General features: G+C 62.9%; 24 protein-coding genes and 3 pseudogenes. 16 read left to right on the forward strand and 11 right to left on the reverse strand.

Going from position 1 to position 26107, the window contains the following annotated elements:
• Nucleotides 1–25: 25 nt before the first annotated feature.
• On the reverse strand, nt 26–952 hold the full coding sequence (locus OKW41_RS08745) for a LysR family transcriptional regulator (RefSeq protein ID WP_429572204.1): 927 nt from the start codon (nt 950–952) through the stop codon (nt 26–28).
• Nucleotides 953–1059: 107 nt separating this feature from the next.
• Between OKW41_RS08745 and OKW41_RS08750 the strand changes: the two genes are divergently transcribed.
• Nucleotides 1060–1935 carry an aldo/keto reductase family oxidoreductase gene (locus tag OKW41_RS08750; protein WP_429572205.1) on the forward strand — a complete coding sequence of 292 codons (876 nt, stop codon included), beginning with the start codon at nt 1060–1062 and terminating at the stop codon, nt 1933–1935.
• Here OKW41_RS08750 and OKW41_RS08755 read toward each other — a convergent pair whose 3' ends face one another.
• Nucleotides 1936–2844, reverse strand: coding sequence for a LysR family transcriptional regulator (locus tag OKW41_RS08755; protein ID WP_429572206.1), 909 nt, complete (start codon nt 2842–2844; stop codon nt 1936–1938).
• Between the two features lie 70 nt (nt 2845–2914).
• Here OKW41_RS08755 and OKW41_RS08760 point away from each other — a divergent pair, with 70 nt between their 5' ends.
• Nucleotides 2915–3739, forward strand: a complete 825-nt coding sequence (locus OKW41_RS08760; RefSeq protein WP_429572207.1) for an NAD(P)H-dependent oxidoreductase — start codon at nt 2915–2917, stop codon at nt 3737–3739.
• Between the two features lie 146 nt (nt 3740–3885).
• Nucleotides 3886–4746 carry an alpha/beta hydrolase gene (locus OKW41_RS08765; protein ID WP_429446321.1) on the forward strand — a complete coding sequence of 287 codons (861 nt, stop codon included), beginning with the start codon at nt 3886–3888 and terminating at the stop codon, nt 4744–4746.
• 19 nt (nt 4747–4765) lie between these two features.
• On the opposite strand, the gene OKW41_RS08770 is transcribed toward OKW41_RS08765, so the two are convergent.
• Nucleotides 4766–6058 (reverse strand): aspartate carbamoyltransferase, encoded by a 1293-nt coding sequence (locus OKW41_RS08770; protein WP_429446322.1) that lies wholly within the window; start codon nt 6056–6058, stop codon nt 4766–4768.
• A 123-nt stretch (nt 6059–6181) separates the two neighbouring features.
• On the opposite strand from OKW41_RS08770, the pseudogene OKW41_RS08775 reads away from it, so the two are divergent.
• Nucleotides 6182–6724: pseudogene (locus OKW41_RS08775) on the forward strand (dihydrodipicolinate synthase family protein); the annotation flags it as partial.
• Here the strand turns inward: OKW41_RS08775 and OKW41_RS08780 are convergent.
• A complete protein-coding gene (locus tag OKW41_RS08780; RefSeq protein ID WP_429572208.1) occupies nt 6717–8801 on the reverse strand; it encodes a putative bifunctional diguanylate cyclase/phosphodiesterase in 2085 nt (694 codons plus the stop codon). The pseudogene OKW41_RS08775 and the gene OKW41_RS08780 overlap by 8 nt on opposite strands.
• A gap of 152 nt (nt 8802–8953) precedes the next feature.
• The gene (locus OKW41_RS08785) at nt 8954–9409 is read right to left on the reverse strand and encodes a rhodanese-like domain-containing protein (RefSeq protein WP_429572209.1); all 456 of its coding nucleotides are present in this window, start codon (nt 9407–9409) and stop codon (nt 8954–8956) included.
• Between the two features lie 119 nt (nt 9410–9528).
• Here OKW41_RS08785 and ftrA point away from each other — a divergent pair, with 119 nt between their 5' ends.
• The gene (gene ftrA, locus OKW41_RS08790) at nt 9529–10488 is read left to right on the forward strand and encodes a transcriptional regulator FtrA (protein ID WP_429572210.1); all 960 of its coding nucleotides are present in this window, start codon (nt 9529–9531) and stop codon (nt 10486–10488) included.
• Between the two features lie 48 nt (nt 10489–10536).
• Here the strand turns inward: ftrA and OKW41_RS08795 are convergent, their stop codons facing one another.
• Nucleotides 10537–11064, reverse strand: a complete 528-nt coding sequence (locus tag OKW41_RS08795) for a hypothetical protein (protein WP_429572211.1) — start codon at nt 11062–11064, stop codon at nt 10537–10539.
• A 15-nt stretch (nt 11065–11079) separates the two neighbouring features.
• On the opposite strand from OKW41_RS08795, the gene OKW41_RS08800 reads away from it, so the two are divergent.
• The 4 genes from OKW41_RS08800 (at nt 11080) to OKW41_RS08815 (ending at nt 14405) form a co-directional block, all read left to right on the forward strand.
• Nucleotides 11080–12297: a DUF2252 domain-containing protein gene (locus OKW41_RS08800; RefSeq protein ID WP_429572212.1), complete on the forward strand. Its 1218-nt coding sequence runs from the start codon at nt 11080–11082 to the stop codon at nt 12295–12297.
• A 624-nt stretch (nt 12298–12921) separates the two neighbouring features.
• The gene (locus tag OKW41_RS08805; RefSeq protein ID WP_429572213.1) at nt 12922–13332 is read left to right on the forward strand and encodes a hypothetical protein; all 411 of its coding nucleotides are present in this window, start codon (nt 12922–12924) and stop codon (nt 13330–13332) included.
• 250 nt (nt 13333–13582) lie between these two features.
• The gene (locus OKW41_RS08810; RefSeq protein WP_429572214.1) at nt 13583–13930 is read left to right on the forward strand and encodes a M35 family metallo-endopeptidase; all 348 of its coding nucleotides are present in this window, start codon (nt 13583–13585) and stop codon (nt 13928–13930) included.
• A 1-nt stretch (nt 13931) separates the two neighbouring features.
• The gene (locus OKW41_RS08815; protein WP_429572215.1) at nt 13932–14405 is read left to right on the forward strand and encodes a hypothetical protein; all 474 of its coding nucleotides are present in this window, start codon (nt 13932–13934) and stop codon (nt 14403–14405) included.
• A 520-nt stretch (nt 14406–14925) separates the two neighbouring features.
• On the opposite strand, the gene OKW41_RS08820 is transcribed toward OKW41_RS08815, so the two are convergent.
• The 4 genes and pseudogenes from OKW41_RS08820 to OKW41_RS08835 form a co-directional block, all read right to left on the reverse strand.
• Nucleotides 14926–15384, reverse strand: a complete 459-nt coding sequence (locus OKW41_RS08820; RefSeq protein WP_429572216.1) for an MEKHLA domain-containing protein — start codon at nt 15382–15384, stop codon at nt 14926–14928.
• 147 nt (nt 15385–15531) lie between these two features.
• Nucleotides 15532–17007: pseudogene (locus OKW41_RS08825) on the reverse strand (DASS family sodium-coupled anion symporter).
• 52 nt (nt 17008–17059) lie between these two features.
• Nucleotides 17060–18007 (reverse strand): lactate/malate family dehydrogenase, encoded by a 948-nt coding sequence (locus OKW41_RS08830; protein ID WP_187613962.1) that lies wholly within the window; start codon nt 18005–18007, stop codon nt 17060–17062.
• Nucleotides 18008–18111: 104 nt separating this feature from the next.
• Nucleotides 18112–18495 carry a nuclear transport factor 2 family protein gene (locus tag OKW41_RS08835; protein WP_429572217.1) on the reverse strand — a complete coding sequence of 128 codons (384 nt, stop codon included), beginning with the start codon at nt 18493–18495 and terminating at the stop codon, nt 18112–18114.
• Nucleotides 18496–18874: 379 nt separating this feature from the next.
• Between OKW41_RS08835 and OKW41_RS08840 the strand changes: the two are divergent.
• Together OKW41_RS08840 and OKW41_RS08845 are read left to right on the forward strand one after the other, a co-directional pair.
• Nucleotides 18875–19063: pseudogene (locus OKW41_RS08840) on the forward strand (YbiU family protein); the annotation flags it as partial.
• Between the two features lie 82 nt (nt 19064–19145).
• A complete protein-coding gene (locus OKW41_RS08845) occupies nt 19146–19301 on the forward strand; it encodes a hypothetical protein (RefSeq protein WP_429446341.1) in 156 nt (51 codons plus the stop codon).
• Between the two features lie 275 nt (nt 19302–19576).
• On the opposite strand, the gene OKW41_RS08850 is transcribed toward OKW41_RS08845, so the two are convergent.
• Complete coding sequence (locus tag OKW41_RS08850) at nt 19577–19963, reverse strand: ester cyclase (protein ID WP_429348248.1); 387 nt, start codon at nt 19961–19963, stop codon at nt 19577–19579.
• A 321-nt stretch (nt 19964–20284) separates the two neighbouring features.
• Here OKW41_RS08850 and OKW41_RS08855 point away from each other — a divergent pair, with 321 nt between their 5' ends.
• From OKW41_RS08855 to OKW41_RS08875, 5 genes are all read left to right on the forward strand, one after another.
• Entirely contained in the window at nt 20285–21703 is a 1419-nt protein-coding gene (locus tag OKW41_RS08855; RefSeq protein WP_429572218.1) for a GH1 family beta-glucosidase, read from the forward strand.
• A 94-nt stretch (nt 21704–21797) separates the two neighbouring features.
• On the forward strand, nt 21798–23036 hold the full coding sequence (locus OKW41_RS08860; RefSeq protein ID WP_429572219.1) for an ABC transporter substrate-binding protein: 1239 nt from the start codon (nt 21798–21800) through the stop codon (nt 23034–23036).
• Nucleotides 23037–23044: 8 nt separating this feature from the next.
• Complete coding sequence (locus OKW41_RS08865) at nt 23045–24001, forward strand: carbohydrate ABC transporter permease (protein WP_429446346.1); 957 nt, start codon at nt 23045–23047, stop codon at nt 23999–24001.
• Nucleotides 23998–24915, forward strand: coding sequence for a carbohydrate ABC transporter permease (locus OKW41_RS08870; protein WP_429572220.1), 918 nt, complete (start codon nt 23998–24000; stop codon nt 24913–24915). The genes OKW41_RS08865 and OKW41_RS08870 overlap by 4 nt, the downstream gene beginning before the upstream one ends.
• A gap of 3 nt (nt 24916–24918) precedes the next feature.
• Complete coding sequence (locus OKW41_RS08875; RefSeq protein ID WP_429572221.1) at nt 24919–26079, forward strand: ABC transporter ATP-binding protein; 1161 nt, start codon at nt 24919–24921, stop codon at nt 26077–26079.
• Nucleotides 26080–26107: the final 28 nt, after the last annotated feature.

Below are 26107 nucleotides of genomic sequence, written 5' to 3' on the forward strand. Positions count from 1 at the left end.
CCGCGTTCACCGTCGTGTGATGACGTCAACGCCGTGCCACGTCATCGTCCGGAACGTCTGCTGAGTCGGCCTTCAGGAAATCGACGAACGCGCGCAGCGGCGCGGGCACATGACGATGGCCCGGATAGTAAAGAAAAGGCCCTGAAAAGCGCTGCCACCACGGTTCGAGAATCGCTTCGAGCGCGCCGCTGTCCAGATGCGGGCGCAGCATGTCTTCGAACAGGTGAATGATGCCGAGGCCCGCGACCGCGCCGCTGACCGCGAGGTCGATCGCGGCGCCGGGCCGCACCAGCAGCGGCCCTGTCGGATTCAATTGCAGCAGCTCGCCGTCGCGCTCGAAGTACCAGGTCGGCATCGCGCCGCTGGCGAATTGCCCGCGCAGGCAGGCATGCGCGAGCAATTCGCCGGGATGTTGCGGACGGCCGTGCGCGTCGAGATACGCGGGCGACGCGGCGGTCGCGAAGCGCTGCACGCGCGCGCCGATCGGCACCGCGATCATGTCCTGCTCGAGGCGTTCATCGTAGCGAATGCCCGCATCGCAACCGATCGACAGCACGTCGACGAAACCATCCTCGACCACCACTTCGACGCGAATATCCGGGTACTGCTTCAGAAAGCGCGCAAGCACGTCGGGCAGCACGATGCGCGCGACGCTCGACGGCACGTTGAGCTTCAATGTGCCGGTCGGCTTGTCGCGAAAGCCGTTCAGCACGTCGAGCGCCGCTTCCATTTCGCCGAACAGCGGCGTCAGCTTCTCGATCAGACGCAGCCCGGCTTCGGTCGGCGCGACGCTGCGCGTGGTGCGGTTCAGGAGCCGCAGCCCGAGTTTCGTTTCGAGGCGCCGCACCGCGACGCTCAGACTCGACGCCGACACGCCGCTCACGCGCGCCGCGTCGCGAAAGCCGCCGGCGCGGGCGACAGAAACGAAGGCGGCCAGATCATTCAGTTCCATGACGATTGATTGTGCAGAATTTTGAACAACCCGTACACGTTAGACCGCTTTATTCAACAACGCAATTCCGGCGATACTGCCGCTCATCACTTCACAAGGAGATCGTCATGCCGAACTTCAGCTTCAACGACACTTTCGCACTAGCCGGCCGCCCGGTGCGGCGCATGGGCTATGGCGCGATGCAGCTGGCCGGCCCCGGCGTGTTCGGGCCGCCGAAAGACCGCGACGCGGCGCTCGCGGTGCTGCGTGAGGCGGTCGCGTTGGGCGTCGACCACATCGATACCAGCGATTTTTACGGGCCGCACGTGACCAATCAGTTGATCCGCGAGGCGCTCCACCCGTATCCACGCGATCTGACGATCGTGACGAAGGTGGGCGCGGTGCGCGATGGCGCCGGCGCCTGGCTGCCGGCGCAGGAGCCCGCCGACCTCGAGCGCGCGGTGCATGACAATCTGCGCAACCTCGGGCTCGACGCGCTCGACGTGGTCAACCTGCGCGTGATGGGCAACGTGCACGAGCCGAGCGAGGGCTCGATCGAAAAGCAGGTCACGGCGCTTGCCGAGCTGCAGCAGCGCGGGCTCGTGCGTCATGTCGGCCTGAGCAACGTGACGGCCGCGCAGATTGCCGAGGCTCAGCGCATCACGAAGGTCGTGTGCGTGCAGAATCACTACAACCTCGTGCATCGCGACGACGATGCGTTGATCGATGCGCTCGCGGAACAGGGCATCGCCTACGTGCCGTTTTTCCCGCTGGGTGGCTTCACGCCGATTCAATCGTCCGAGTTGTCGGAGCTTGCGCGCAAGCTCGAGGCGACGCCGATGCAGGTCGCGCTTGCCTGGCTATTGCATCGGGCACCTAACATTCTGCTGATTCCGGGCACGTCTTCGGTGACTCATCTGCGTGAAAACCTGCAGTCGGCGCAGTTGAAGCTCAGCGACGAGGTGCTCGATCAACTAGGTGCGATCGGCGCTGAAAAGGGCTGATTACACCGATGCCGCGATGAACTCCCGCAACCATTGATGCGCGGGATCGCGATGCACCCGCTCGTGCCATAGCATCGCCATCTCGTAGCCCGGCACCTCGACGGGCGGCTCGACCATCCGCAGCGCGTCCGTGCCGCGCACGAGACGCGCGGGCAGCATCCCCACGAGATCCGTGCTCGCGAGCACCGACTGCATGAACAGAAAGTGCGGCACCGACAGCACGACCTTGCGCGCGAGTCCCACCTTCGCGAGCGTCTCGTCGGTGACGCCGAAAAAGCCGCCGCCATCGGGCGACACGATCACGTGTTCGAGCTTGCAGAACTGCGCGAGGGTGGGCCGGCGCTTCAGCTTCGGATGACCCGCGCGGCCGACCAGCACGTAGCGCTCGGCAAACAGCACGCGACGGCGCAAGCCTTCGGGCGCGCCTTCGCTCGTATGAAAGCCGATATCGATATCGCCCTGTTCGGCCTGGCGAGCGAGCCGCGGCGGCACCGCCTCGACGATCGCGAGACGCGTGCCGGGCGCCACCGCGCGCAAGCCCGCGAGCATCGGCAGGATGATCGTGGACTCCGCGTAGTCCGTTGCGGCGATGCGCCAGGTTTGCGTCGCCGCGGCCGGATGGAATGGACTGGTTGGCGCGACCGCGCGCTGCAGTGCGTCGAGCGCTTCGCGCAATGGCTCGCGCAGTGCCTGCGCTTTCGCGGTGGGCCGCATGCCGCGCGGTCCCGGCAACAGCAGCGGATCGCCGAATACATCGCGCAGTTTCGCCAGATGCACGCTGACCGACGGCTGAGAGAAGTTCAGCCGTTCGGCGGCGCGGGTCACGTTGTGCTCTTCGAGCAGCACGTCGAGCGTGACCAGCAGGTTCAGGTCGAGTCTTCTGAGATTAACCACGGCAATACCTGACATATTGGGAATTCATTTCCAATATATCTTGGCGATGCCTATCGTGACTGTTTTCTGCCACGAAGGTCCCATCATGAACGTTCTCATCATCTATGCGCATCCCGAACCGAAATCGTTGAACGGTTCGCTGAAGGACTTCACTGTCCGCCATCTCGAAAGCGCCGGCCATACGGTGCAGGTGTCCGATCTGTACGCGATGAACTGGAAAGCGTCGCTAGACGCACACGACACCAGCGAGCGTCACAGCGGCGAGCGCTTCTTCGCGTCGCTCGAATCGAAGCATGCGTTCGAGAACGGCTTGCAGAGCGAGGACATCGCGCGTGAGCAGGACAAGCTGAAGTGGGCCGATGCGGTGATCCTGCAGTTTCCGCTGTGGTGGTTCTCGATGCCGGCGATCATGAAGGGCTGGGTGGAGCGTGTCTATGCGTACGGTCTCGCGTATGGCGTCGGCGAGCATTCCGATGCGCGCTGGGGCGAGCGTTATGGCGAGGGCCGTTTCGCGGGCAAGCGCGCGATGCTGATCGTCACGACGGGCGGCTGGGAGTCGCACTACAGCGCACGCGGCGTCAACGGTCCGATCGACGACGTGCTGTTCCCGATCCAGCACGGTGTGCTGTATTACCCCGGCTTCGAGGTATTGCCGCCGTTCGTCGTCTATCGCACGAGCCGCGTCGACGAGGCGAAGTATGCCGAGGTCAGCGAGGCGCTTGGGCGACGGCTCGACACGCTGTGGACGGCCGCGCCGATCGCGTTCCTGCCGCAGAACGGTGGCGCGTATGAGATTCCGGCGCTCACATTGCGGGACGATCTGGCGCCGGGGCGGGTGGGGTTTGCCGCGCACGTTGAAGATGCGGGCGCAGAGACGGCAACTGAAGCCGATGAAGCGACCGAAGCCTGACTGGTTCGTATGTTTCGCTGAAATTTGGTTGTAAGTCGCCATTGCTACAGTCGTTCGCGGACATAGGCCGAGGCATGCCGGGGCGCTCTTCTTCGGATGCCTGACGAACGTAAGCAGCAAGAAGCAAGCGCAAGGGGCGACTCACCATGAATCCAGTCCATACGTTCTGGCTCATTCTGATGCTGATCGCATCGCCGGCGTGGGCGTTCCAGTCGCGCGTCGTCACGATTCCGAGCGCGGCGATGCATCGTACGTTCGACGCAACCATCGTGCTGCCCGATCGATACGCGCGTGGCAACCAGGCCGCGCGCTTTCCGGTCGTCTACGTGCTACATGGCTCGGGCGGCGATTACACGGACTGGACCGCGAATTCGCATATCGGCAAGCTCGCCGACCGCTATCACGTGATCCTCGTGATGCCCGACGGCGGCCGCGACAGCTGGTACATCGATAGCCCCGTCGATCCGCGCAGCCGCTACGAAACCTACGTGGGTACGGAAGTGGTGGCCTATATCGACAGCCATTTCCGCACGATCGCGACGAAGCAGGCGCGCGCTATCACGGGCTTGAGCATGGGCGGCTTCGGCGCGCTACGCATCGCGCTCGACCGGCCCGACGCTTTCGGCGCGGCGGGCAGCATCAGCGGTGCGGTGGACCCGCGCGGCAGCGAGGACGAGCCCGGCATCGAGCGGGTGTTCGGCGACCCGATGCAAGATGCGGACTTCTGGAACAGCAAAGCGATCGTCGCGAGTGCGGAGGATTTCGGCCGCGACCATATCGCGCTGACGATCGATTGCGGCGTGAACGACTCGCTCGTGCAGTCGAACCGGCTGCTGCACGAGCGGCTCGTCGAACTCGGCGTGCCGCACGATTACGCCGAGCGGCCCGGCGGCCATACGTGGAAGTACTGGTCGAACGCGGTCAAATATCAGGTGCTGTTCTTTGCCGGCACGTTCAGGCAGGCGGCGCGCGAAATGCGTGACGCGCGGGCCGCGGCCGCGGCCTGACGGCGGACGGCTATCCGCGTCAATCGATTCCGTGAAACACCGCGTCGTCCGGTCCCAGGTAGACCGGCGGGCGCCACGCGGCATCGCGCATCGAATGCTGGACCTGTTTGTCGACGCCGAGCAGCACCGCGAAAATCGCCATCCGCACCGGAATGCCGTTGTCGGTCTGCCGGAAAATCGCGAGCCGCGAATCGTGATTGAGGTCGGTGCTCAAATCGTTCGCGCCGGGCCGGCTGTCGCGCGGCAGCGGGTGCATGATCAGCGTTTCGGCGCCGCACACGCTATCGACGAGCGCCTGGTTGATCTGGAAGTCGGGCGTGTAGCCTTCGAACGATTCGTCGGTGAAGCGCTCCTTCTGGATGCGCGTCGCGTATACGACGTCGGCGCCGCGCAAGCCAGTGTGCAGGTCGTGCGTCTGTTCGATCACGTGAGCGTTGCGCGAAATCTGCTCGATGATATAGCCCGGCAATTCGAGCATCGGCGGCGAAATCAGCGTGAACTTGATGCCGCGATACAGCGCCAGCAGCTTCACGAGCGAATGCACGGTACGTCCGTACTTGAGGTCGCCGACCAGCGCGATGTGCGCGCCGTCGACGATCTTGCCGAGCCGCGAGAACTCACGCTGGATCGTGTAGAGATCGAGCAGCGCCTGGCTCGGATGCTCGCCGGGACCGTCGCCGCCGTTGATCACCGGCACGTTGGTCGCGCGCGCGAATTCGGCCACCGAGCCTTGCTCCGGGTGGCGGATCACCAGCGCGTCGACATAGCCGCTCATCACCCGGCTCGTGTCGTAGATCGATTCTCCCTTCGCCATCGACGAAAACGTGAAGCCGGTCGTGTCGCACACCGAGCCACCGAGCCGGCAGAACGCCGCGCCGAAGCTCACACGAGTACGCGTGCTCGCCTCGAAGAACAGATTGCCGAGCACCGCGCCTTCGAGCACGCGCGAGATTTTGCGGCGCCGGGCGATCGGCTGCATGATGTCGGCGACGCGAAAGAGTGCCTCGACCGAGTCGCGCGAAAACTGATCGACCGACAGCAGCTGCGGCTTGCCCTCGAACAGAATCTGGCTTGCGAGCGATTGCGAGTCTACGCTTTGCGTATATCCTTCGCCCGGCTCCGTGTTCGCGACGATCTCCGACACGAAACGCTCGACGATTTCCGGCATCGCCCGCGATTCCTGCGAGTCGTCCGGCAGCAGCCACGTATCCAGCGCCCGGCGTGACACGCCGATGCGGTTAGCGAACGTATCGCGCGTCATGTTCAGGCGACGCATCGCATCGCGTAGGAAGGCTTGTTGCGGAACGCTCATGAGGGCACCTGTCGCAAAAGTGGGTCGGCGGGAGTAAGGCAGCAAAGCGCGTTGATGTACGCGGTGCGTATATTAGTTTCCGGCGCGTAGAAGTCAAGCGTTTTCCTCCGCGAGCTGGTTCGTCGGCCCTCGCAGGACGGCATCGTCGCGCATTTCAGCGCGCTCGCGGACGCGAGCGCGCATCCAGTCGTGCTCTACGATATTCCGCAACGCACCGGCGTGCGGCTCGACCTCGACACGCTGCTGACGCTCGCCGTGCATCCGCGAATTCAGGCGATCAAGGATTGCGCCGGTTCGCTCGACACGACGCTCGCGTTGATTCGCGACGGCCGTCTGCAAGTGCTCGCGGGCAATGACCTCGAGCTCTTCTCGACGGTGTGCGCGGGTAGAAGTGGGGCGATCGCGGCGTCGGCGCATTGGCGGCCCGAGCGTTTCGTCGCGCTTTATCGCGCGTTGACGCAGGGGAAGTTCGACGAAGGACGACGCATTTTTCACGCGCTCGTGCCGCAGATCCAGCTCGCGTTCGCGGAACCGAATCCCGCGCCGGTGAAGGCGCTGCTCGCGGCGCGGGGATGGGTGCGCAACGAATTGCGTTTGCCGATGACGCGTGCGAGCGAGGCGTTGACCGAACGGCTAGCGGCGTTGGGGGAGACGCTGCTCAGATAGAGACTCCGCTTGCGGCCATCGTTCTGCCGCGGAGCATTGCGCCGAAGTCGTCGGCGTTGATCGGCTTGCCGAGCAGGTAGCCCTGCACTTCGTCGCACATCATCGAGCACAGCTTGTCGAGCTGCGATTGGGTTTCGACGCCCTCGGCGACCACGTCCATTTCGAGCGAGTGCGCGAGCGCGATGATCGCCGACACGATTGCGCTGCCCGCGGCGCCGTTCGCGTCGAGACCGTTGATGAAGAAGCGATCGATCTTCAGCTGCTTCACCTGGAAGCGCTGCAGATACGCGAGGCTCGAATAGCCGGTGCCGAAGTCGTCGATCGAGATGTCGAAGCCGCTCGCCTGAAACGCGCGGATTACTTCGACGGTGCGCGCGGCATCCTGCATCGCTACGGTCTCGGTGATCTCGAACATGATCTGCTCGCACGCGACGCCCTCGCTCCTGACGATGTCGAGGATCGTCTCGACGAGGTCCGGTTGCAACAGCTGACGCGGCGACAGGTTGATCGCCACCTTCATCGCCGGCAGGCCCTGTTCGATCCAGCCGCGAATGCGCCGGCAGGTTTCACGCACGACCCAGTATCCGATCTGCACGATCTGCCCGGAGCGCTCGGCGACCGGGATGAATTCGGCCGGCGTCAGCGCGCCCATTTCCGGATCGTGCAGGCGGATAAGCGCCTCGGCGCCCGCGAGCGCGTCGCCGCCGCGCTGAAACTTCGGCTGGAACAGCAGCGAGAAACGATCATTCGCGAAGGCGTCGTGCAGCACTTGCTGGATCCGCAGCGTGCGCGTGGCGGCCTCGTTCATGCTGCGCTCGAAGAAGCGGTAGGTGCCGCGGCCGGCGCGTTTCGCTTCGTACATCGCGGCGTCCGCGTGCTGGAGCAGCGTCTCGACGCTGTCGCCATCGCGCGGATAGAGCGCAATGCCGATGCTCGGCATCACCTGCAGCGGTTGTTCGTCGCTCCACGTGCCCTGGCGCATCCGGTGAAGCACGCCGTCGGCGAGCGCGGCCGCGTCGTCGCCGCACGTAAGGTGTTCCGTGAGCACGACGAACTCGTCGCCGCCGAGCCGCGCGACGGTGTCGCTCGAACGCACGCATTGCTGCAGGCGTTGCGCGAATGCGGACAGCACCGCGTCGCCGGCCGAGTGACCGAGCGAATCGTTGATCGTCTTGAAGCCGTCGAGATCCATGAACAGCACCGCGAACAACGTACGCTGGCGGCGCGCGCCGCTGATCGCGCGTTCGATCCGCTCGGTCAGCGTCGCGCGGTTCGGCAGCCCCGTCAGCGCGTCGAGCGTCGCGAGCCGCACGATCTGGCCGTTCAGCCGCGACACCGCGCCGAGCAGGAAGGTGGTGCGCACGTCGAAGCGCGACAGCATCAGCGTGACGATCAGCACCGCGAACGTGAGCAGGACCACCGAGGTGGCGAGCCATTGCGCATTCATGTCGTTGGCCGCGCCGCAGATCGCGCCCGGCGCGAAGTCGGCGGCGGCCATGCCGGTGTAGTGCATGCCGCTGATCGCGACGCCCATCACCAGCGCCGCGGCGAGACGTTTGCGCACGATATGGCGCTCGTGTTCGTTGCTGAGCGCGCGCGCCATCCACAGCGCGGCGCTCGACGCACCGATCGCGATCGCGATCGAGGCCGCGAACCATGCCGGCTGGTAGTGGATCGCGGGCGCCATGCGCAGCGCCGCCATCCCGGTGTAATGCATGCCGGCGATAGCGATCCCCATCGCCACGCCGCCCATCAGCAGCCGGACCGGCGTCAGGCGCTGCTGGGTCGTCAGCGAGAGCGCCAGATACGAAGCGCCGATCGCGAGGGCCAGCGAGCAGGCGGTCGTCGCCAGGTCATACCCGAGCGGGATAGGCAGCGAGAACGCGAGCATCGCGACGAAGTGCATCGACCAGATGCCGACACCGAGCGCGAACGCGCCGCCGAGCCGCCATGCATGCCGCCGGCGCGTCGAGCCGAGCAGGAAGATGCGGCCCGTCAGATCGAGCGCGGTGTACGACGCGAGTGTCGCGACCGCGAACGAAATCGCGACGAGCCAGAAATTATATGAACTCTGCATATTGGGTCCGCCGGGAGGAGTCCGGCTGGACATCTTATCGGCACTTTTCCAACTTTTGTTCAACTTATTTGCGATTTGCGAACAGGGGACAAAACGGGCGCGCGGACGGCGGCGGATGCCGCGCTGGAACGCGTATCGGATTGCGAGTCACGCTATGCATCCGAGCGTGGATCGGACGGCGGATCGGCGTCCTCGCGGCTCAATTGGAAGCCTTCGTCCAGCCAGCCGGTGACGCCGCCCGCCATCAGCTTGACGGGCCGCCCCAGCTGGGCGAGCCGCAGTGCGCCGCGCGCCGCGCCGTTGCAGTGCGGGCCCGCGCAGTAGGTGACGAACAGCGTGTCCGGCGCATAAGCCGCGAGCTTCGACGCGACGATCTTGCCGTGCGGCAGATTCAGCGCGCCCGGCACGTGGCCCTGCGCGAACAGCGCGGGACTGCGCACGTCGAGCAGCACGAAGCCGAACGCGCCGCTCGCGAGCGCGGCGTGGACGTCGGCGCAATCGGTTTCGAAGCGCAGCGACGCCTGGAAGTGCGCGAGCGCGGCGGCGCTGTCGGCGGCGGGGATCGCGGTGACGGCGTTCGGGACGGTGGTGAGGTTGTCGTGAGTCATGGCAGCAGGGGTGAGTTGATCGGGTGGTGGGGCGCGCGCGTTTCAGGCACGATCGATTGTGACGAGCGGCGGGTCGCCCGGTAAGTGGCGTGATCGTCAATCTTCGGTAACATTGCGCCATGCACAATCATCTCGTCGTCGCGCTGGCCTACGACCGGCTCTGCACCTTCGAATTCGGCTGCGTGACCGAATTGTTCGCGATCGAGCGTCCCGAGCTCGGCGTGTCGTGGTATCGCTTCGCGGTCTGCGCGAGCGAGCCCGGTCCGATCCGCGCGGCGGGCGGCATCACGCTGGCCGCGCCCTACACGCTGAAGCTGCTCGCGAGCGCCGACACGATCGTGATTCCGGGTTGGCGCGATGCCGACGAGGTGCCGCCGGCCGCGCTGCTGTGCAAGCTTCGCGCGGCATACGAGCGCGGCGCGCGGTTCTGCTCGATCTGCTCGGGCGTGTTCGTGCTCGCGGCGGCCGGCGTGCTCGACGGCAAGACCGTGACGACTCACTGGCGCTACGCGGACAAGTTGCAGCAGCGCTATCCGCAACTGCGTGTGCAGCCCGACGCGCTGTATGTCGATGAAGGGCAGGTGATCACGTCGGCGGGATCGGCGGCCGGGCTCGACATGCTGCTGCATCTGGTGCGGCGCGATCATGGCGGCGCGGTCGCGAATCGCGTCGCGCAACGGCTCGTGGTGCCGCCGCATCGCGAGGGCGGCCAGGCGCAGTTCGTGCCGCGCCCGATGCCGCCCGACGAAAGCGGACGTATCGCGAAGCTGATGGACTGGATGCGCAGCCATGCGGCCGAGCCGCATACGCTGCGCTCGCTCGCCGGGCGCGCGGCGATGAGCCCGCGCACGCTGCAACGGCAGTTCCGCGACGCGACCGGCATGGCGCCTTATGAATGGCTCGTCAGGGAGCGCGTCGCGCTTGCGCGTGAGTTGCTCGAAGCCGCGACGCCGCTGCCGATGGCGCGCGTCGCCGAGCTGGCGGGATTCGGGTCGGAGGAGTCGTTGCGGCGGCATTTTCGCCGGATCGCGTTGACGAGTCCGGGGGCGTATCGGCGCAGGTTCGGTGGGGAGGGGTGAGTGGGGCCGGGCGATGCAATCACCTTGCTCACCGCGGCGGCGACCTGACTAGGCGAGCGAGCGCCGATGGCTGGCTATCGCGTAGCGCGTCCCGCTCATCACGAAGGCGAGTATGGCGACGGTGGTCGCTGGAAAAGCCCAGTCCAGCAGATCGTAAGCACAATCGACGCCGCAGGTTGCTTTGAGCCACGTCCAGAGCGGATGCGACGCATTGATGACATTGGACATGTATTCGAACCACCATGGGCGTTCGTCAGCAACAGGAGCGCGGTCGCGTTGAACGCCGGTCGAGCGCGCCCACTGGCGATACCCGTAGGCAAGCAGCCCACCGATCGCCACTGCCGCGACAAGCAACGACAGCCCGAATGCCAGGTCGAGCCGTTCGTCGAGCGTGCTGGCGCTGGCGTTTGCGCTGATCGCCGATATCGACAGCCCGCGTGGCGGCATGATCCATGTGCGCCCGTTCAATCTGCAGGCGCTGGTCACGTCACTGCATCCGGGTTGAACGCGCATTGAATTCGCGGCACGCTCCGAGGTCACAGCAGCAGGCATGGAGCTCACGTCGAGCTTGCCCATTCAACGGAACCCGCTATGTCCGATATCGCAAAGATCATCGCCAACTTCAACGCCGGGCGGGACCCCGAACGACTCGCGATGAAATACAAAGCCATGCGCGGCTCGCCGTTCGTGTTTCTGCGCGGCACCTGCCATCTGTTCTATGCGCGTCTGCCGCGCGCGAACGTACTCGACGACGCGCCGCACGTGTGGATCTGCGGCGACATGCACCTCGAAAATTTCGGCAGCTACAAGGGCGACAATCGCCTCGTCTACTTCGACAACAACGACTTCGACGAAGCCTGTCTCGCGCCGGTTCCGTACGAGCTCGTGCGTCTGTTGACGAGCGTGCTGGTCGGCGCGGCCAACCTGAAGCTGAGCCGCGCTGAAGCGCTCGCGCTGTGCCACACCGCGCTCGATGCCTACGGCGCCGCGCTCGCGTACGGCAAGTCGCGCTGGATCGAAGCGGAGACCGCGACCGGCATGGTGCGCGATCTGTTCGTCGCGCTCGCAAGCCGCACGCGTGCCGTGCATCTGGACCGGCGCACGGTGCTCAAGGGCAAAACGCGCATGCTGAAGGTCGACGGCAAGAAAGCGCTGCCCGTCAGCGATGAACGGCGTGCCGCGGTCGCGCAGTTCATGCAGCAGTTCGCGGTGACGGAGCCGAATCCCGAGTTCTACCGCACGCTCGATGTCGCGCGCCGCATTGCGGGGACGGGCAGCCTCGGTGTCGATCGCTATGTGATTCTGGTCGAGGGCAAGGGCTCGCCCGATGGCAACTACCTGATCGATTTGAAAGAGGCGCTGCCGTCATCAGTGAGTGCGCACGTGACGGCGACGCAGCCGAAGTGGCAGACCGAGGCGCAGCGTGTCGTCGAAGTGCAGCGGCGCAATCAGGCGGTCTCGCAGGCCTTTTTGCACGCGGTGGAATTCAACCAGCGCTCCTATGTGCTGCGGAGTTTGCAGCCATCGGAAGATCGCGTCGTGCTTGCCGGCTGGGACGGCAAGCTGCCGCGACTCGAGGCAGTGATCAACAGCATGGCCGAGTTGAGCGCGTGGGCGCATCTGCGCAGCGGAGGGCGGCAGAAGTCGGCGATCGCAGACGATTTGATCGCGTTTGGCAGTCGGCGCGATTGGCAACTGCCGTTGATCGATCTTGCGACGCAGTGTGAGGCGCAGGTCGCGGCTGACTGGAAGGCTTATTGCGAAGCTTATGATCGGGGAACCTTCGAGACTGGCGGTTTCCAGGGATGATCGGCGGGGGATTGAAGACGCGGTAAGTAGAGGGTGACAACGTGCAAGCTTCGTTCACGGCGCGATCCAATGGCCGTGCCACGCGTGCCCCTCTCGTCGACAGATCGAGATAGTCGATCTCCTGAACCGAAACCATCACCACACTGAAGTGTTCGTAGCCATCGAGTTCTCCGATAAGCCATTGCTGTGATAGGGCCCGGCCGGTCGAACTCCGAACGAGCGTTCCGAGCTTTCGACGGCGCACGGTCGGATTCCTGTCGATCACCGAAGGTGCATTGAAGATCGGCTCCGTCGCTTTTCAGATCGACTCATTTCGACGAGTTGGGCGGCAGAGTTCCGGTGGCGACATCGTGTGAATAGTGCGGCGATGCCCACGTTCGATGCATCCCGGGACTCGGCGCGAATCATTCATATATGCCCAGCATTTTCCACCCGAGCGGGCCAACAACCAGCCATGCAACGGTGTAAAAGAGACTCATCCGAACGATGAGCTTAAAAATGAGATGCCCGAGTTCATCGTGAATTTTTGTCAAAAAGTTTTAATCTCAAATTAATGTCGTTGACCGAGACTCCGTTTAGATGGTTAATTCGTCGGGTGTTTTCTGGAAAATCAGAGGAGGTCAAATGGGACAGCAGAAACAGGATGAAACCGGCGGCAAGGAAGAGTGCCAGCTTTGCCGTATCACCTATTCAATCTACTCAAACTTCCCGCCAATGCCGTCCGCCATGGCGCTGAACGCCGAAACCGGCGAATGGTTTCCGTTCGATAGGCTGAAGTCGTATTCAAACGGTTACGACATGGCCGAAGCCCTGGGTTACGCATGGGCGTGCGATTGTCGCGAGCGTGCCCCCAAACGGTTCAATGAGCAGTTCGAGTTAAGAGACTCCACTGGCAAGCGACAGGCGGGGGTGCGTTACCGGATACGCGTCGGTTCGAGGGTCCTTGCGAAAGGCGTTACGGATGCTCAGGGGCGCACCCAGCGTGTTTCAACAGGTAACGCAAAGCAGGTTTTTATCGATGTTGCCGGGTCATAGCGGCGGACAGCAGGTAATTCTTTTATTATGGGAGAACAGATGACAAATGACTTTTCGAGCAAAAATAGCCAATACCTCAAGACCGACGAGAATGAAGAATGGGCCGAGGTCGGCACAGCCATTACCAATACAACTCCTGCTTCAATATCCAATGTCGTAATCAATACGTTGCCAATATGTGAAAATATGAGCAACGCCGAGTTTCGAAATCTAATAATGCGTTTGCGAGACGCAGCGTTGATTCTCATAAATGAGCGTATTGCAGATTTCGTGTGCAATAGCTTCCGATAGAGGGGGCAACGATGCGGCAGTATGCAAGCCAGATTCGGCACGTAGAATAATCGCAATCTACCCACATTTTTGTACCCTTCCTGATGTTGATGTTTCGACAAATTGCAAGTTGAAGGTCTTGATTCATGAATGTACGCACTATGCCGATACATTCGATTCAGACGATGTAGTTTATGGTTTTGGACCTGGTATTGGTTATTGGGCGCAAACTGATCCAGAGGGGGCATGCAGGAATGCAGACAATTTCGCGTGCTATATTGCCCATTTTGATACCCTCAGTGAATTTTCCGAAAAGAAGATTTGGTAATATGATCAAAAAAATTATTTTATCCGTTTTTTTTGTATTCTCTTTTGCTATATCGCAGCAATTGATGGCTTGTACGATATCGGAAGATTTGACCGAAAGCGTTCCACTGAACTACCAAGGAATTCCAAACGCCTACCGTCTAAAAATGGTGAGCATGGTATTGAATGCCCGGCAATGGCCCAATGTTGAGATTCAAGCCCAAATCGTCGCAAACGCTTACGTTGGGGAAGCCAATGCTAAAGAACTGGCAGAGTCGCGGGGCACGCTGCTAAAAGAATTTTTGATTGAACTTGGTATAAAGCCGCAATATATATATGTTGACACTCATCTGGAGAAATTGCCTTATGCAAAAGATAGCACTGGGCGCAGTGGATATCTACAGCTTAGCGTGGGTCTCATGCCGTTATGCAAGGGTGGCTGCCAGCGACTGTGCGACGATCCGCGCGTGACGCCGACAAGCAAGGCAATCAAGTAGGCCTCTGCTGCCACCTAAAGGCACTGCTTCGGCCGAGCCGCAATCTTGCTCATTCGCCCCTACTGCTGCGACTCGCTGTGAACGATGAGCAGTTCGACCATGATGACGATGACATTAGGCCAACGGTTAGCGTCGGCAACCGTGTCAGCGATCGGTCTCCTCGGATGCGGGGGCGGTGGCGATTGGGCCAGTACGGATGTAAGTGGACCGGCAGCATCTGCACAGGCAAAAGCGTTAGCCGCCACCTCGAGCCCCATCGCGGAGGCCGGATCGGCCACGTCCACGATCACATAACTTCAGCGCTATCAGATCGACCCCACAAAGGTCTTCGTCAAGGGTATCTCGTCTCGTGGTTTCGCGGCAGTGCAGATGCACGTCGCCCACTCATCCACCTTTAAAGGGGCCGCTGTCTACGCGATGGTGCAGCGCGTGACGGGCCGACCGTAGAGCCGTTCCACGGCCGGCGGGACGCGCAACTGCTTACTTCCGTGAGGCTCACGCATCAACCGTTGGCATGAGATCAGATGTCGCGCGTCCGCGGGATGACAACGGCCTGGCCGTGCAGTTTGCCGTCCGCGTCGCGAAGTTGCCACAGCGTGGCTTCCTCGATCATGAAGCGCTGGCCGGACTTAGTGACACGCACGCCCTTGTAGCCCGCCTCGTAGCCCAGCCGCTGGACGCGTGCCAGGAATTGCTGCCGCTCCTCGCGGTTCGGGGCCTCGGCTGAGAGTCGGGACGGCAGTCGGATGATTTCATCCCAACTGTATCCAAAGCGGCGCTGTGCGGCCTTGTTGCCGTAGATAAAGAGCGGGTCGGGATCGGCGTTGTGCGCGAGTACCGCGAATGGGGCACTCTCGTAGAGCCATACGGTTGCTTCGTCCACGGGCATGGCCTGCGGCACCAGCGGACGACCAAGCCGCTGGGCGTAGCTGTCGGCAAGGAGCTGATAGAAAGCTGGATTGCGGTGGAGCGGAATCATCTGAGACGTCTGGACGGAGATCGTGGACCTTTGCAAGGGCGTAGGCGCTCACGATACAGCATCTGCAAGCGAAGTTTCGCGGCCCTATGTTATCCAATTAGACTCGATCTGGAATGTTGCGCTCCATCTTGCCCCGGCGCGAATCTCTCATACGTGCCCCAGCACCTTCCACCAAAGCGGCCCAACGACCAGCCAGGCCACCATGTAAAACAGGCTCATCAAAAATCCCGCCTTCCACCATTCGCCCTGGGTCACGTAGCCCGCGCCGAACATGACGGGACCGGAGCCGATGCCATATTGCGTCAGGCAGCCGTTCACATTGCTCAGAATCCCGAGCGAGACTGCGGCGACGAAGGGCGGGACGCCGGCGGCGACCATCAGTGCCATGGAGAGCGGAAACAGCGCGCTGATATGCGCGGTGGCGCTGGCGAAAAAGTAGTGAATGTAAACGTAGATCGCCGCCACCATCATATAGACCGCCAGCATCGGAAAGCCCGCGAGATGCGCGCCGAATTCCTTGCCGAACCAGCTCACCATGCCATATTCGTTGAGCTTGGAGGCCAGCATGATGAGCAGGCCGATCCAGATCATCGTGTCCTAGGCGGACTTCTCGTTCAGCGCGTCCTGCCAGGTCAGCACGCCGCTGATGAACAGCAACGAAACGCCGATCGCCGCCGCGAGCGTCGCGCCGACGCCGAGATCGTCGCCGAACACCCACAGCACCAGCAAGCCGACGAAGATGCACGCCATGATGATTTCTTTGACCGAGACGGGGCCCATCGTTGTGAGCTCTCGTTGCGCGAGGTCGGTGGCATCGGGGGTGCGTCTGACCTGCGGCGGGGCGATCCACAGCATGGCGATCGGAATGACTGCGAGGCACAGCAGACCGGGGATCGACGCCGCCACCGCCCAGTCGAGCCAGCTGATCGACACGCCCTGGTCCGCGGCCAGCCTGACCGCCAGCGGATTGCCCGCCATTGCCGTGATGAACATGCCCGCCGTGATGATGTTCGCGTGGAAGGCGCAGAGAATCAGGTAGCGTCCCACCTTCGCGCGTGATTCCGGATCGGCGTGACTGCCCAGCACTTCGGAAATGGCTCGCGTGATCGGCAACATCACGCCGCCCGCGCGCGCGGTGATGCTCGGCATCGCGGGGGAGATCACGAGTTCGGTCAACACGAGCCCGTAGCCGAGCCCGGTCGTTCGCTTTCCCAGCAATCGCATGAACAGAAGGGCGATCCGGCGGCCAAGGCCGGTCTTGATCACGCCGCGTGAAATGAAAAACGCGAGCATGACGAGCCATACGAGGTCGGTGCCGGTGGATTTGGTGACGTCGGCAAACGACAGAACGCCGACGAGCACGCCAATGGTCGAGCCGATGATGGCAACCACCGACATCGGCAGCGGGGCGGTCATGATGCCGGCAATGGTCGCGACGAACACGGCGAACATATGCCACGCCTTCGGCTGGAGCCCGGCGGGCGCGGGCAGAAACCACAGCACGACGCCGACCGCGATCGGTACCAGATATTTCCAGACGCCGGCCGGCAGTCCGACCGAGGGCTTCGGCGTGGCGGGAGGCGAACTGGTGGGCCGTGAAACCTTGGCAGGTGTAGGAGCCATGATGGACCTCGTGCCGGCGTGGTTGGGTATTTTCGGAGTGCGCGGGAAGGCGTCACCGCTCGTGGAGCACGCTTTCCGTCGCGTCCTTGACGATGCGCGCGCTACCTAGCAAGGTCTCGCGCTCGATAGGGTCGAGTTCCGGATAGGCGATTAACCGCGCGCCCGCGCCATTGACGACCATTGGCAGCGACACGCACACGTCCGGTACGCCTTCCACTTCGGGCTGGACGATGCCAACCGTGAGAATCAGATCGGTGTCGTGCACGATGGCCTCGCAGATCCTTCCTATCGCGCTGGCGATGCCGTAATGGGTGGCGCCTTTGCCTTCCTTGATGAGCTTCGCCGCCTCGTGGACGGAGCGCAGGATCAGATCCCTGCTGGCGGGGCCCAGCTCCTTACCGTTCCGCGTCAGGAAGGTTTCGAGGGGCATGCCGCAGACCGTTGCGGCGGACCACTGGATCACGGCCGATTCGCCGTGCTCGCCGAGCACATAGGCGTGAATCGCGGAGGCCACCACGCCGAGCCGCTCGGACAGCAGGGAGCGCAGCCGCCCGGTATCGAGCGAGGTTCCCGTGCTGATGACGCGCTCGCGCTCGCAACGCAGTTGGTCGTAAACGGCGCCGGTCAGCACGTCGCATGGGTTGGTCGCGATCAGATAGATGGCGTCGGGCGCGAGCGGCGCGATCCGCCCGACGATTTCGGTCGCGATGTCCGCATTGGTTCTGGCAAGGTGCAGGCGTGTCTCGCCGGGTTTGACGCCGGCGCCGGCCGTGATCACGACGATGTCGGCGTCACGCGCGTCTTCGTAGTCCCCTGCGCGAAAACGGCTGTGCCCCCAGAATGCCGCGGCGTGGGCGAGATCGAGAACCTGTCCCTCAGCGCGCACCCGCGCGACATCGATGATGACGACTTTCGCACTCGGAATGGCCAACGCCACGAACAGCGCTGCCGATCCCCCGACCAGCCCCGCGCCGACGATAACGATCTTGGCCTGCCGCATAGCGAACCTCGTCAAGTTCGGGCTTCAGCCCCCTCGGGGCATAGTCGCACGCGCGCGTTTGTCATCAATCGGACCTTGGTCTTACACGGCCGCGGCGCGTTTTTTCACGCGGTTCGCTCAACCCATTGACTCCGCCAATCCGGTGCCTCGAACGGATCAGCAAAATACTGCGTCTCGTGGACGACCTTGCCTTCGCGGAACTCCATCACGCTGACCGTGTAAGCGATGCGCCCCCGATAGTTGATCGTGTACTCGGTGATCCACAGATTGCCCTCGCCTTGAATGCGCCTGATTGCGAATCCCGATGGCTTGCCGGGATGATGGCCGCGCAGCGCCTGCAAATTGGTTCGTCCATGAATTCGCTCGCCCGATTGGGGATAGTCGCAGAGCGCATCGTCGGCGTAGATAGCGTGTTCGGCGTCGAGATCGCCGTCCGCCGACGCTCGCCAGTGTGCGTTCAAGGCTGCACGTATCGCTTCTTCGTTCATGGAGCGCCTCCAGAGCCGGGTGTTGCAGTCGACCAGCCGCGCGTGGCCGTCGCGTTGAAATTTCGCCGCCAGCGCATAGTCTGCGCCATAAAATCTCTGGCCCAACCGTTGCTGGAAGTACTCTCCCAGACGTGCAAAAAATGTCTGGCGCCTGCAGGGATTGCTCGCCGAGCAGTCCGGTCATTCGGACTGCCGGCCTGCGCGCGAGGGCCGGGACATCCGTTTGCCGTCTCCTATGTTCCGGAGTCTCCGAAGAGAAGGCGCGCGCTCGGTAAGCATTGGCGACATCTGTTGCTCCGCCCGCCGCGCGTCCGCGAACTGCTGCCTGAATTCAACCGGCGTCATGTCCTTGGCGGCTTTGAATTGCCGGTTGAAATTCATGTATATCGCTTCGCTGCCGGGCTGCGCGAAGAACGATGCGTATCTGAAGCGGCAACTGCCGGGCTTTCTCGAAGGCAGGAGCCCGCCGGATTTTCCGGCCGATCATTTCGAAGTCGATTTCGTCGGCCGCGCGACGCCAGACGATCTCACCGAGCTTGGCCGTGCGCAAATGGGCTTCGACTTGTGACCGGAAAGGGCATCGCCGCGTCTGGATCGGGAGCAGAACTTGCTGCCGCTTCAGCATGGCAACGACCTAGGGAGGACCGGCCATGGCAACCATACCGAACAAGGACGAAAACCCGATTCGCCCGGATCAGTCCGACGTCGTGCAGACGGATCTGCCCGACGTCGGTCCATCGCAGGACCCGGATGAGCCGCCACTCGATCCCGACATCGACCCCGATCGCGAGGACGACAAGCCATAGATGAGCGCGTTCGCCCGATAAAAAGAATCGAAGTGAAATGCGTGCGTTTCTGATAACCGCGGCATTTCCCCACATGGCGGAATTGCCGCGCGAGTTCGGTTTTGCCATGAGTGCCGCGCATAGCGAATTCAACGGAGACGGAGGTTTGCCGGAGCGATGCGCTCCGTGACAGCCTCGCTGAGGGGGCGTCTCCGCGCGCACAAAAAGATGCACGCGAGCGACACGCGCCAGGGCTGCCAAAGAGAAACGTGTGAGCGCGGCGTGTCCTTGAGCCGCTACAACTGACTCTCGATCGCGGCTTTATCGATGACCGACCAGACTTGCTGGATCTTGCCGTCACCAAACTCGTAGAAGACGTTCTCGGAAAACTCCACCCGTTTTCCTTGCACGGGAAGCCCAAGTAACATGCCGATGGGTGTGCAGTCAAAATGCAATCGGCTTGCGATATGTGGCGGCTCGCAAACCAGCATCTGAATCTCGAAGTGCAGGTCCGGAATTTCGCGGAAGTCTCTTTCCAGCATCTCGCGATAGCCCGACAAACCGATTCGTTGGCCGTTGTACTTCACGTCTTCGCCAACGAAGTCTCGTAGCTTTGACCAGTCCTGCGTGTTCAGGCAGGCGATATAGCCGCGGTAGAGTTCCGACAGATTGAATTCGCTCATCGCAATCGTCTTCCATGCCTCAGTGGATAAGCCGATTGTCGGCGATCCGAGACTTTGCGTTGCATGGCTGCCAGGGATTTTCGTCGGAAGCTGCAACTGTCCGTTGCAGTCGGACAACCCTCGATGCGCGCCGCATCACCCTCGCACGCATGCCAGAAACCCCTCCAGACAAACCCGGATTGCTGCGCCGATTTCCCCGCTGCTATCGTTCGCTGGACAGTGTGGAAGCGCTTCCACTTAAGCGTTGACAGTAAGTCCAAACGCCAGTGCCTCGAGTTCCACCACACCCGGTTCAACGACCTCATTGGCAGGAGAGAATCCGTGGTAAACGACGCATCCGCAATCATCGACGCCGCCCGTCCAACCGCTCACGGCGAACCGCATTCCGATCCATTCACACCGCCCGCCGATTCGTCGCTGTGGCGCCAGGATTTCCTGCTCGGCGCGGCCACCGCGTCGTATCAGATCGAAGGCGCGGTCAACGAAGACGGCCGCCTGCCGTCGATCTGGGACACGTTCTCGGCCACACCGGGCAAGGTGTTGGCCGGCGACACCGGCGCCGTCGCGTGCGATCACTATCATCGCTGGGAACAGGACGTCGACCTGCTCGCGGGCCTCGGCCTCGAAGCGTACCGGCTGTCGACCGCATGGCCGCGTGTGATGGACGAAAACGGCACGCCGAACCGCAAGGGGCTCGACTTCTACAAGCGCCTGCTCGGACGGCTCAAAGAGAAGAACATCACGACTTTCGTCACGCTTTATCACTGGGATCTGCCTCAGCATCTCGAGGATCGCGGCGGCTGGCTCAATCGCGAAACCGCGTACCGTTTCGTCGATTACGCGGATCTGATGAGCCGCGAGCTGCACGGCCTCGTCGATGCGTGGGCGACGCTCAACGAGCCGTGGTGTTCGGCGTACCTCGGCTACGGCAACGGCCATCACGCGCCGGGACTCTCGAACCTGCGTTTCGCCGCGCAGGCCATGCATCATCTGCTGCTCGCGCACGGTCTCGCGATTCCGGTGCTGCGCGCGAACGACCCGCGCTCGCACAAGGGCATCGTCGCGAACGTCGGGCGCGGCACGCCGAATAGCGACAACGCCGCCGACCGTCGCGCGGCCGAGCTGTTCGAAGTTCAGCACAACGCGTGGATTCTCGATCCGCTGTTCAAGGGCGAGTATCCGCAAGACCTGTTCGAGTTGTGGCCGGGCAGCGAGCCGCTCGTGCTCGAAGGCGACATGCAGACGATCAATACGCCGCTCGATTTTCTCGGCATCAACTATTATTTCCGCACCAACGTGGCGAGCGATGGTGGGCACGGTTTCAAGGAGGTGCCGCTCGAGGGTGTCGAGCGCACGCAGATGGGCTGGGAGGTTTACCCTGACGGTCTTCGCGATCTGTTGACCGGTTTCAGGAATACCTATGCCAATCTGCCGCCGATCTACATCACCGAGAACGGCATGGCATCGGACGACAAGGTGATCGACGGCCGCGTCGAGGACACGCAGCGCATCTCGTTCCTGAAGCGCCATCTCGCCGCGGTCGATCAGGCGATCAAGGCGGGCGTCCACGTGCGCGGCTATTTCCTGTGGTCGCTGATGGACAACTTCGAGTGGGCTTTCGGCTATGAGCGACGCTTCGGCATCGTGCACGTCGACTACGAAACGCAGAAGCGTACGGTCAAGCGCAGCGCGGAGCTGGTGTCGAAATTCCTCGAAGATCGCAACGCGCAAGCGCAATAAACACAATTAAAACGACGCAGCAACGATGTAAAGCCGGGTGGAGACGGAAGGTATTTCGACTTGACACACGGGCACTGAGCCTGGAGGAGACGGAATGAACAGCAACAGAATGGTCTTGCGAGGCGTAGTTGCGGCACTGGCGCTGTATGGTGTCGTCGCGCATGCGGAACCGCTCAAGGCTAACGTGATTCACTGGTGGACCTCGGGCGGCGAGTCGGCCGCGATTCGACAGTTTGCCGTCGCGTACGACAAGGCCGGCGGCCAATGGGTCGACAACGCAGTCGCCGGCGGAGATCAGGCGCGTGCCACCGCGATCAACCGGATCGTCGGCGGCGATCCACCCACCGCCGCCCAGTTCAATACGTCGAAGCAGTTTCACGATCTGATCGACCAGGGGCTCCTGAATAACGTCGACGACGTCGCCGCGAAAGAAAACTGGAACGGCATTTTCCCGCAGTCGATTCTCGACAGTATCCGCGTGAAGGGCCATTTCTACGCGGCGCCGGTCGACATTCATATGCCCGCGTGGTTCTTCTACTCGAAGCCGGTGTTCCAGAAAGCGGGCATCGCGAGCGAGCCAAAAAGCTACGACGAATTCATCGCCGATCTCGGCAAGCTGAAGAGCGCGGGCGTGATTCCGCTCGCGTTCGGCGGCCAGCCGTGGCAGGAGAAGATCACATTCGACGCGGTGCTTGCCGATGTGGGCGGCCCGGACCTGTATATGAAGGTCTATCGCGATCACGATCAGAACGCGGTGAACTCCGATGCGTTCAAAAAGGTGCTCGTGTCGTTCAAGCGGCTGCACGATTTTGTCGATCCGGGCTCGCCTGGCCGCAACTGGAACGACGCGACCGCGCTCGTGACTTCGGGCAAGGCCGGCGTGCAGATCATGGGCGACTGGGCGAAGGGCGAGTTCGTCGCGGCGAATCAAACGGCGGGCAAGGACTTCGGCTGCTTCCCGGGCTTCGGTCCGCGTTCGCCGTATCTGGTCGCGGGCGACGTCTTCGTGTTCCCGAAGACCGACAGCGCGTCGGCGATCAAGGCGCAGAATCTGCTCGCCACGGTGATGACCTCGCCGTCCGCGCAGGTCGCGTTCAGCGCGAAGAAGGGCTCGATTCCGATCCGGTCTGACGTCGACGAAAGCAGCCTCGACGTCTGCGCCAAGGAGGGCATCGCGATCATGAAGGACAAGTCGCGCCAGTTGCCGAATCCGGAAATGCTGCTGTCGCCCGATACGCAGGGTGCGCTGACTGACGTCGTGACGAACTTCTGGAACAAGAACGAGTCCGTCGACGACGCGCAGAAAGCGTTCGCCAGCGCGTTGAAGGGCTAGGCCTCGCCATGCACGCGCTCAAGCTGCCAGCCGAGGGTTCGAAACCACAGGGTAAGTCGCACCCCAAACCGCGAAACAAGCCGCTGAACCGGCGGTTTTCGATCGCGGTCTGGCTGGCCTTGCTGCCGATGCTCCTGACCGTCGTGTTCACGTACCTGGGCACGATGGTCTGGACCGCGCGCGTGTCGCTCAGCAATTCGCACACGTTTCCGTCGAACGACTTCGTGGGCTTCACGCAGTACGTGCGGCTCTTTCACAACGACCGCTGGTTGACGTCGCTGCAGAACATCGTGATCTATGGCGCGTGTTTCATCATCGCGTGCATGGTGATCGGCTTGCTGCTGGCGATCTTTATCGATCAGCGAGTGGTCGCGGAAGGCGCGTTGCGCACGGTGTTTCTGTATCCGTACGCGATGTCGTTCGTCGCGACCGGGCTCGTGTGGCAATGGATCCTGAATCCCGCGCTCGGTGCGCAGCAGGTGCTGCGCAATCTCGGCTTCGCGCATGCGCGCTTCGACTGGATCGTCGATCAGGACTGGGTCATCTACACGATCGTGTTCGCGACCGTGTGGCAAGCTTCGGGCCTCGTGATGGCGCTGTTGCTCGCGGGCCTGCGCGGCATCGACGAAGAGTTGTGGAAAGCCGCGCGCATCGACGGCATTCCACGCTGGCGCGTGTACGCGAGCATCGTGGTGCCGATGCTCGGACCGTCGATCTCGACCGCGTTCGTGCTGCTGTTCGTGATGGTCGTGAAGCTGTACGACGCGGTCGTCGCGATGACGCAGGGCGGCCCCGGCACTGCGAGCGAAGTACCGGCCAAATTCATCATGGACTATCTGTTCGGGCGCGCGAACATCGGCCTTGCGTCGGCTGCATCGATCGTGCTGCTCGCGACGGTGCTGGCGGTTCTCGCACCGTTCTTCTATGCACGCAGCCGTGCGGCGCTGCGCGGGGAGAGAGGATGAACACGCTCGATTCCACGCTCAACGGCGGCATGCCGCATCGCGCGCGCACGCGGCCCCGCCGCTCGGCGTTCTCGCCGGCGCGGCTCGGCATCTACGCGTTTTTGCTCACCGCGGCGGTGTTCTTTCTGCTGCCGCTCTACGTGATGCTGGTCACGTCGGTCAAACCGATGAGCGAGATCCGCCTCGGCAATCTGCTCGGCTTGCCGATGCATTTCACGCTCGACGCGTGGAGCGCCGCATGGCAGTCGGCCTGCACCGGGCTCGATTGCAACGGCATTCGCGTCGGCTTCTGGAACTCGGTGCGTATCGTCGTGCCAAGCACGGTGCTGTCGATCATGGTCGGCGCGGTGAACGGCTACGCGCTGTCGTTCTGGCGGCCGCGCGGCGCGGGTCTGCTGTTCGGCGTGCTGCTGGTCGGCGCGTTCATTCCAGTGCAGGTAATGATCTATCCGCTCGTGCGCGTGCTCGCGAGCGTGCATCTGTTCAGCTCGCTGCCGGGCATCGTGCTGATCCATACGATGTTCGGCATGCCGGTGATGACGCTGCTGTTCCGCAACTACTACGCGTCGATTCCGCAGGAGCTGTTCAAGGCCGCGCGCATCGACGGCGGCAGCTTCTGGCGCATCTTCTTTCAACTGATGCTGCCGATGTCGACGCCGATCATCGTCGTCGCGCTGATCATGCAGGTCACGAACATCTGGAACGACTTCATTCTGGGCCTTGTGTTCGCTGGCACGAAGAATCTACCGATGACGGTGCAGTTGAACAACATCATTAACACGACGACCGGCGAGCGGCTCTACAACGTCAATATGGCGGCGACCATCCTGACGTCGCTGGTGCCGCTCGCGGTTTATTTCATTTCGGGCCGCTGGTTCGTGCGCGGCATCGCGTCGGGCGCCGTCAAGGGGTAGGGCATGGCAAACATGGCTAATACGATCGATGCAGCCGGCGTGCCGGGTGCAAGCGCTGACGCTGACTCCGACGCCGCGGCGCTCACGCATCCCGCCAATGTGGCGGTCCGCAATCTGACGATTCGCCTCGGTTCGAACACGGTGATCGAGAACCTCGATCTCGACGTGCTCGCCGGCGAGTTCGTCGTGCTGCTGGGACCGTCGGGTTGCGGCAAGTCCACGCTGCTGCACAGCATCGCGGGATTGATCGATGTCAGCGACGGCAGCATCGAGATCGCCGGCGAAGACATGACGTGGGCCGATCCGAAGGATCGCCGCATCGCGCTGGTGTTCCAGTCGTACGCGCTGTATCCGACCATGAGCGTCGAGCGCAACCTGTCGTTCGCGCTGCGCATCAACGGCACGCCGAAGGCGGAAATCGCGCGGCGCGTCGCCCGCGCGTCGGAGATGCTGCAACTGGGGCCGCTGCTCAAGCGCAGGCCGTCGCAGTTGTCGGGCGGACAGCGGCAGCGCGTCGCGATCGGCCGCGCGATCGTGCGCGAGGCCGACGTGTTCCTGTTCGACGAACCGCTGTCGAACCTCGACGCGAAGCTGCGCACCGAACTGCGCCGCGAACTGAAGCAGCTGCATCACAGCCTGGGCGCGACGATGATCTACGTGACGCACGACCAGGTCGAGGCGATGACGCTCGCGACGCGCATGGCCGTGATGCGCGGCGGCGTGATCCAGCAGTTCGGCACGCCGGCCGAGGTCTATGCGCGGCCGAACAATCTGTTCGTGGCGACCTTCCTCGGCTCGCCGGCGATGAATCTGCTGAAGGGCACGCTCGAGACGCGCGACGGCGCGCTCCGCTTCTGCTCCGGGCATGCACAAATCGATGTGTCGGCGTACGAGTTCAGGCAGGCGCCCGCGCACGGTGTGCCCTGCGTACTCGGCGTGCGCGCCGAAGACGTGCATATCACAAAAGGCGCCAGCGAGCGCGCGAAAGTTTCGCTGATGGAGCCGATGGGCAACCACCGCGTGATCTGGCTCGACTATCATGGCGAACAGATCGCGTCGATCGATCAGACCAAAGCGCCGATTGCGGAGGATGACACCGTGGCGTTCTCGTTCGACGCCGCGCATGTCTCGCTATTCGACGAAGCGAGCGGCGCGCGCTTATAACGCCGCGGCGCGTCACGCGCGAAGCGGC

It is taken from the genome of Paraburkholderia sp. UCT70 (genome assembly GCF_050434085.1).
GTDB classification, from domain to species: domain Bacteria; phylum Pseudomonadota; class Gammaproteobacteria; order Burkholderiales; family Burkholderiaceae; genus Paraburkholderia; species Paraburkholderia tuberum.

Coding starts and splice junctions, on each gene's coding strand:
- OKW41_RS08875 (WP_429572221.1), top strand. CDS start 24,919: ATGGCAAACATGGCTAATACGATCGATGCAGCCGGCGTGCCGGGTGCA.
- OKW41_RS08795 (WP_429572211.1), bottom strand. CDS start 11,064: ATGGGCAAGCTCGACGTGAGCTCCATGCCTGCTGCTGTGACCTCGGAG.
- OKW41_RS08870 (WP_429572220.1), top strand. CDS start 23,998: ATGAACACGCTCGATTCCACGCTCAACGGCGGCATGCCGCATCGCGCG.
- OKW41_RS08770 (WP_429446322.1), bottom strand. CDS start 6,058: ATGAGCGTTCCGCAACAAGCCTTCCTACGCGATGCGATGCGTCGCCTG.
- OKW41_RS08805 (WP_429572213.1), top strand. CDS start 12,922: ATGGGACAGCAGAAACAGGATGAAACCGGCGGCAAGGAAGAGTGCCAG.
- OKW41_RS08765 (WP_429446321.1), top strand. CDS start 3,886: ATGAATCCAGTCCATACGTTCTGGCTCATTCTGATGCTGATCGCATCG.
- OKW41_RS08810 (WP_429572214.1), top strand. CDS start 13,583: ATGAGCGTATTGCAGATTTCGTGTGCAATAGCTTCCGATAGAGGGGGC.
- OKW41_RS08785 (WP_429572209.1), bottom strand. CDS start 9,409: ATGACTCACGACAACCTCACCACCGTCCCGAACGCCGTCACCGCGATC.
- OKW41_RS08865 (WP_429446346.1), top strand. CDS start 23,045: ATGCACGCGCTCAAGCTGCCAGCCGAGGGTTCGAAACCACAGGGTAAG.
- OKW41_RS08830 (WP_187613962.1), bottom strand. CDS start 18,007: ATGCGGCAGGCCAAGATCGTTATCGTCGGCGCGGGGCTGGTCGGGGGA.
- OKW41_RS08850 (WP_429348248.1), bottom strand. CDS start 19,963: ATGAGCGAATTCAATCTGTCGGAACTCTACCGCGGCTATATCGCCTGC.
- OKW41_RS08755 (WP_429572206.1), bottom strand. CDS start 2,844: ATGTCAGGTATTGCCGTGGTTAATCTCAGAAGACTCGACCTGAACCTG.
- OKW41_RS08745 (WP_429572204.1), bottom strand. CDS start 952: ATGGAACTGAATGATCTGGCCGCCTTCGTTTCTGTCGCCCGCGCCGGC.
- OKW41_RS08845 (WP_429446341.1), top strand. CDS start 19,146: ATGGCAACCATACCGAACAAGGACGAAAACCCGATTCGCCCGGATCAG.
- ftrA (WP_429572210.1), top strand. CDS start 9,529: ATGCACAATCATCTCGTCGTCGCGCTGGCCTACGACCGGCTCTGCACC.
- OKW41_RS08800 (WP_429572212.1), top strand. CDS start 11,080: ATGTCCGATATCGCAAAGATCATCGCCAACTTCAACGCCGGGCGGGAC.
- OKW41_RS08750 (WP_429572205.1), top strand. CDS start 1,060: ATGCCGAACTTCAGCTTCAACGACACTTTCGCACTAGCCGGCCGCCCG.
- OKW41_RS08760 (WP_429572207.1), top strand. CDS start 2,915: ATGAACGTTCTCATCATCTATGCGCATCCCGAACCGAAATCGTTGAAC.
- OKW41_RS08860 (WP_429572219.1), top strand. CDS start 21,798: ATGAACAGCAACAGAATGGTCTTGCGAGGCGTAGTTGCGGCACTGGCG.
- OKW41_RS08780 (WP_429572208.1), bottom strand. CDS start 8,801: ATGCAGAGTTCATATAATTTCTGGCTCGTCGCGATTTCGTTCGCGGTC.
- OKW41_RS08835 (WP_429572217.1), bottom strand. CDS start 18,495: ATGAACGAAGAAGCGATACGTGCAGCCTTGAACGCACACTGGCGAGCG.
- OKW41_RS08820 (WP_429572216.1), bottom strand. CDS start 15,384: ATGATTCCGCTCCACCGCAATCCAGCTTTCTATCAGCTCCTTGCCGAC.
- OKW41_RS08815 (WP_429572215.1), top strand. CDS start 13,932: ATGATCAAAAAAATTATTTTATCCGTTTTTTTTGTATTCTCTTTTGCT.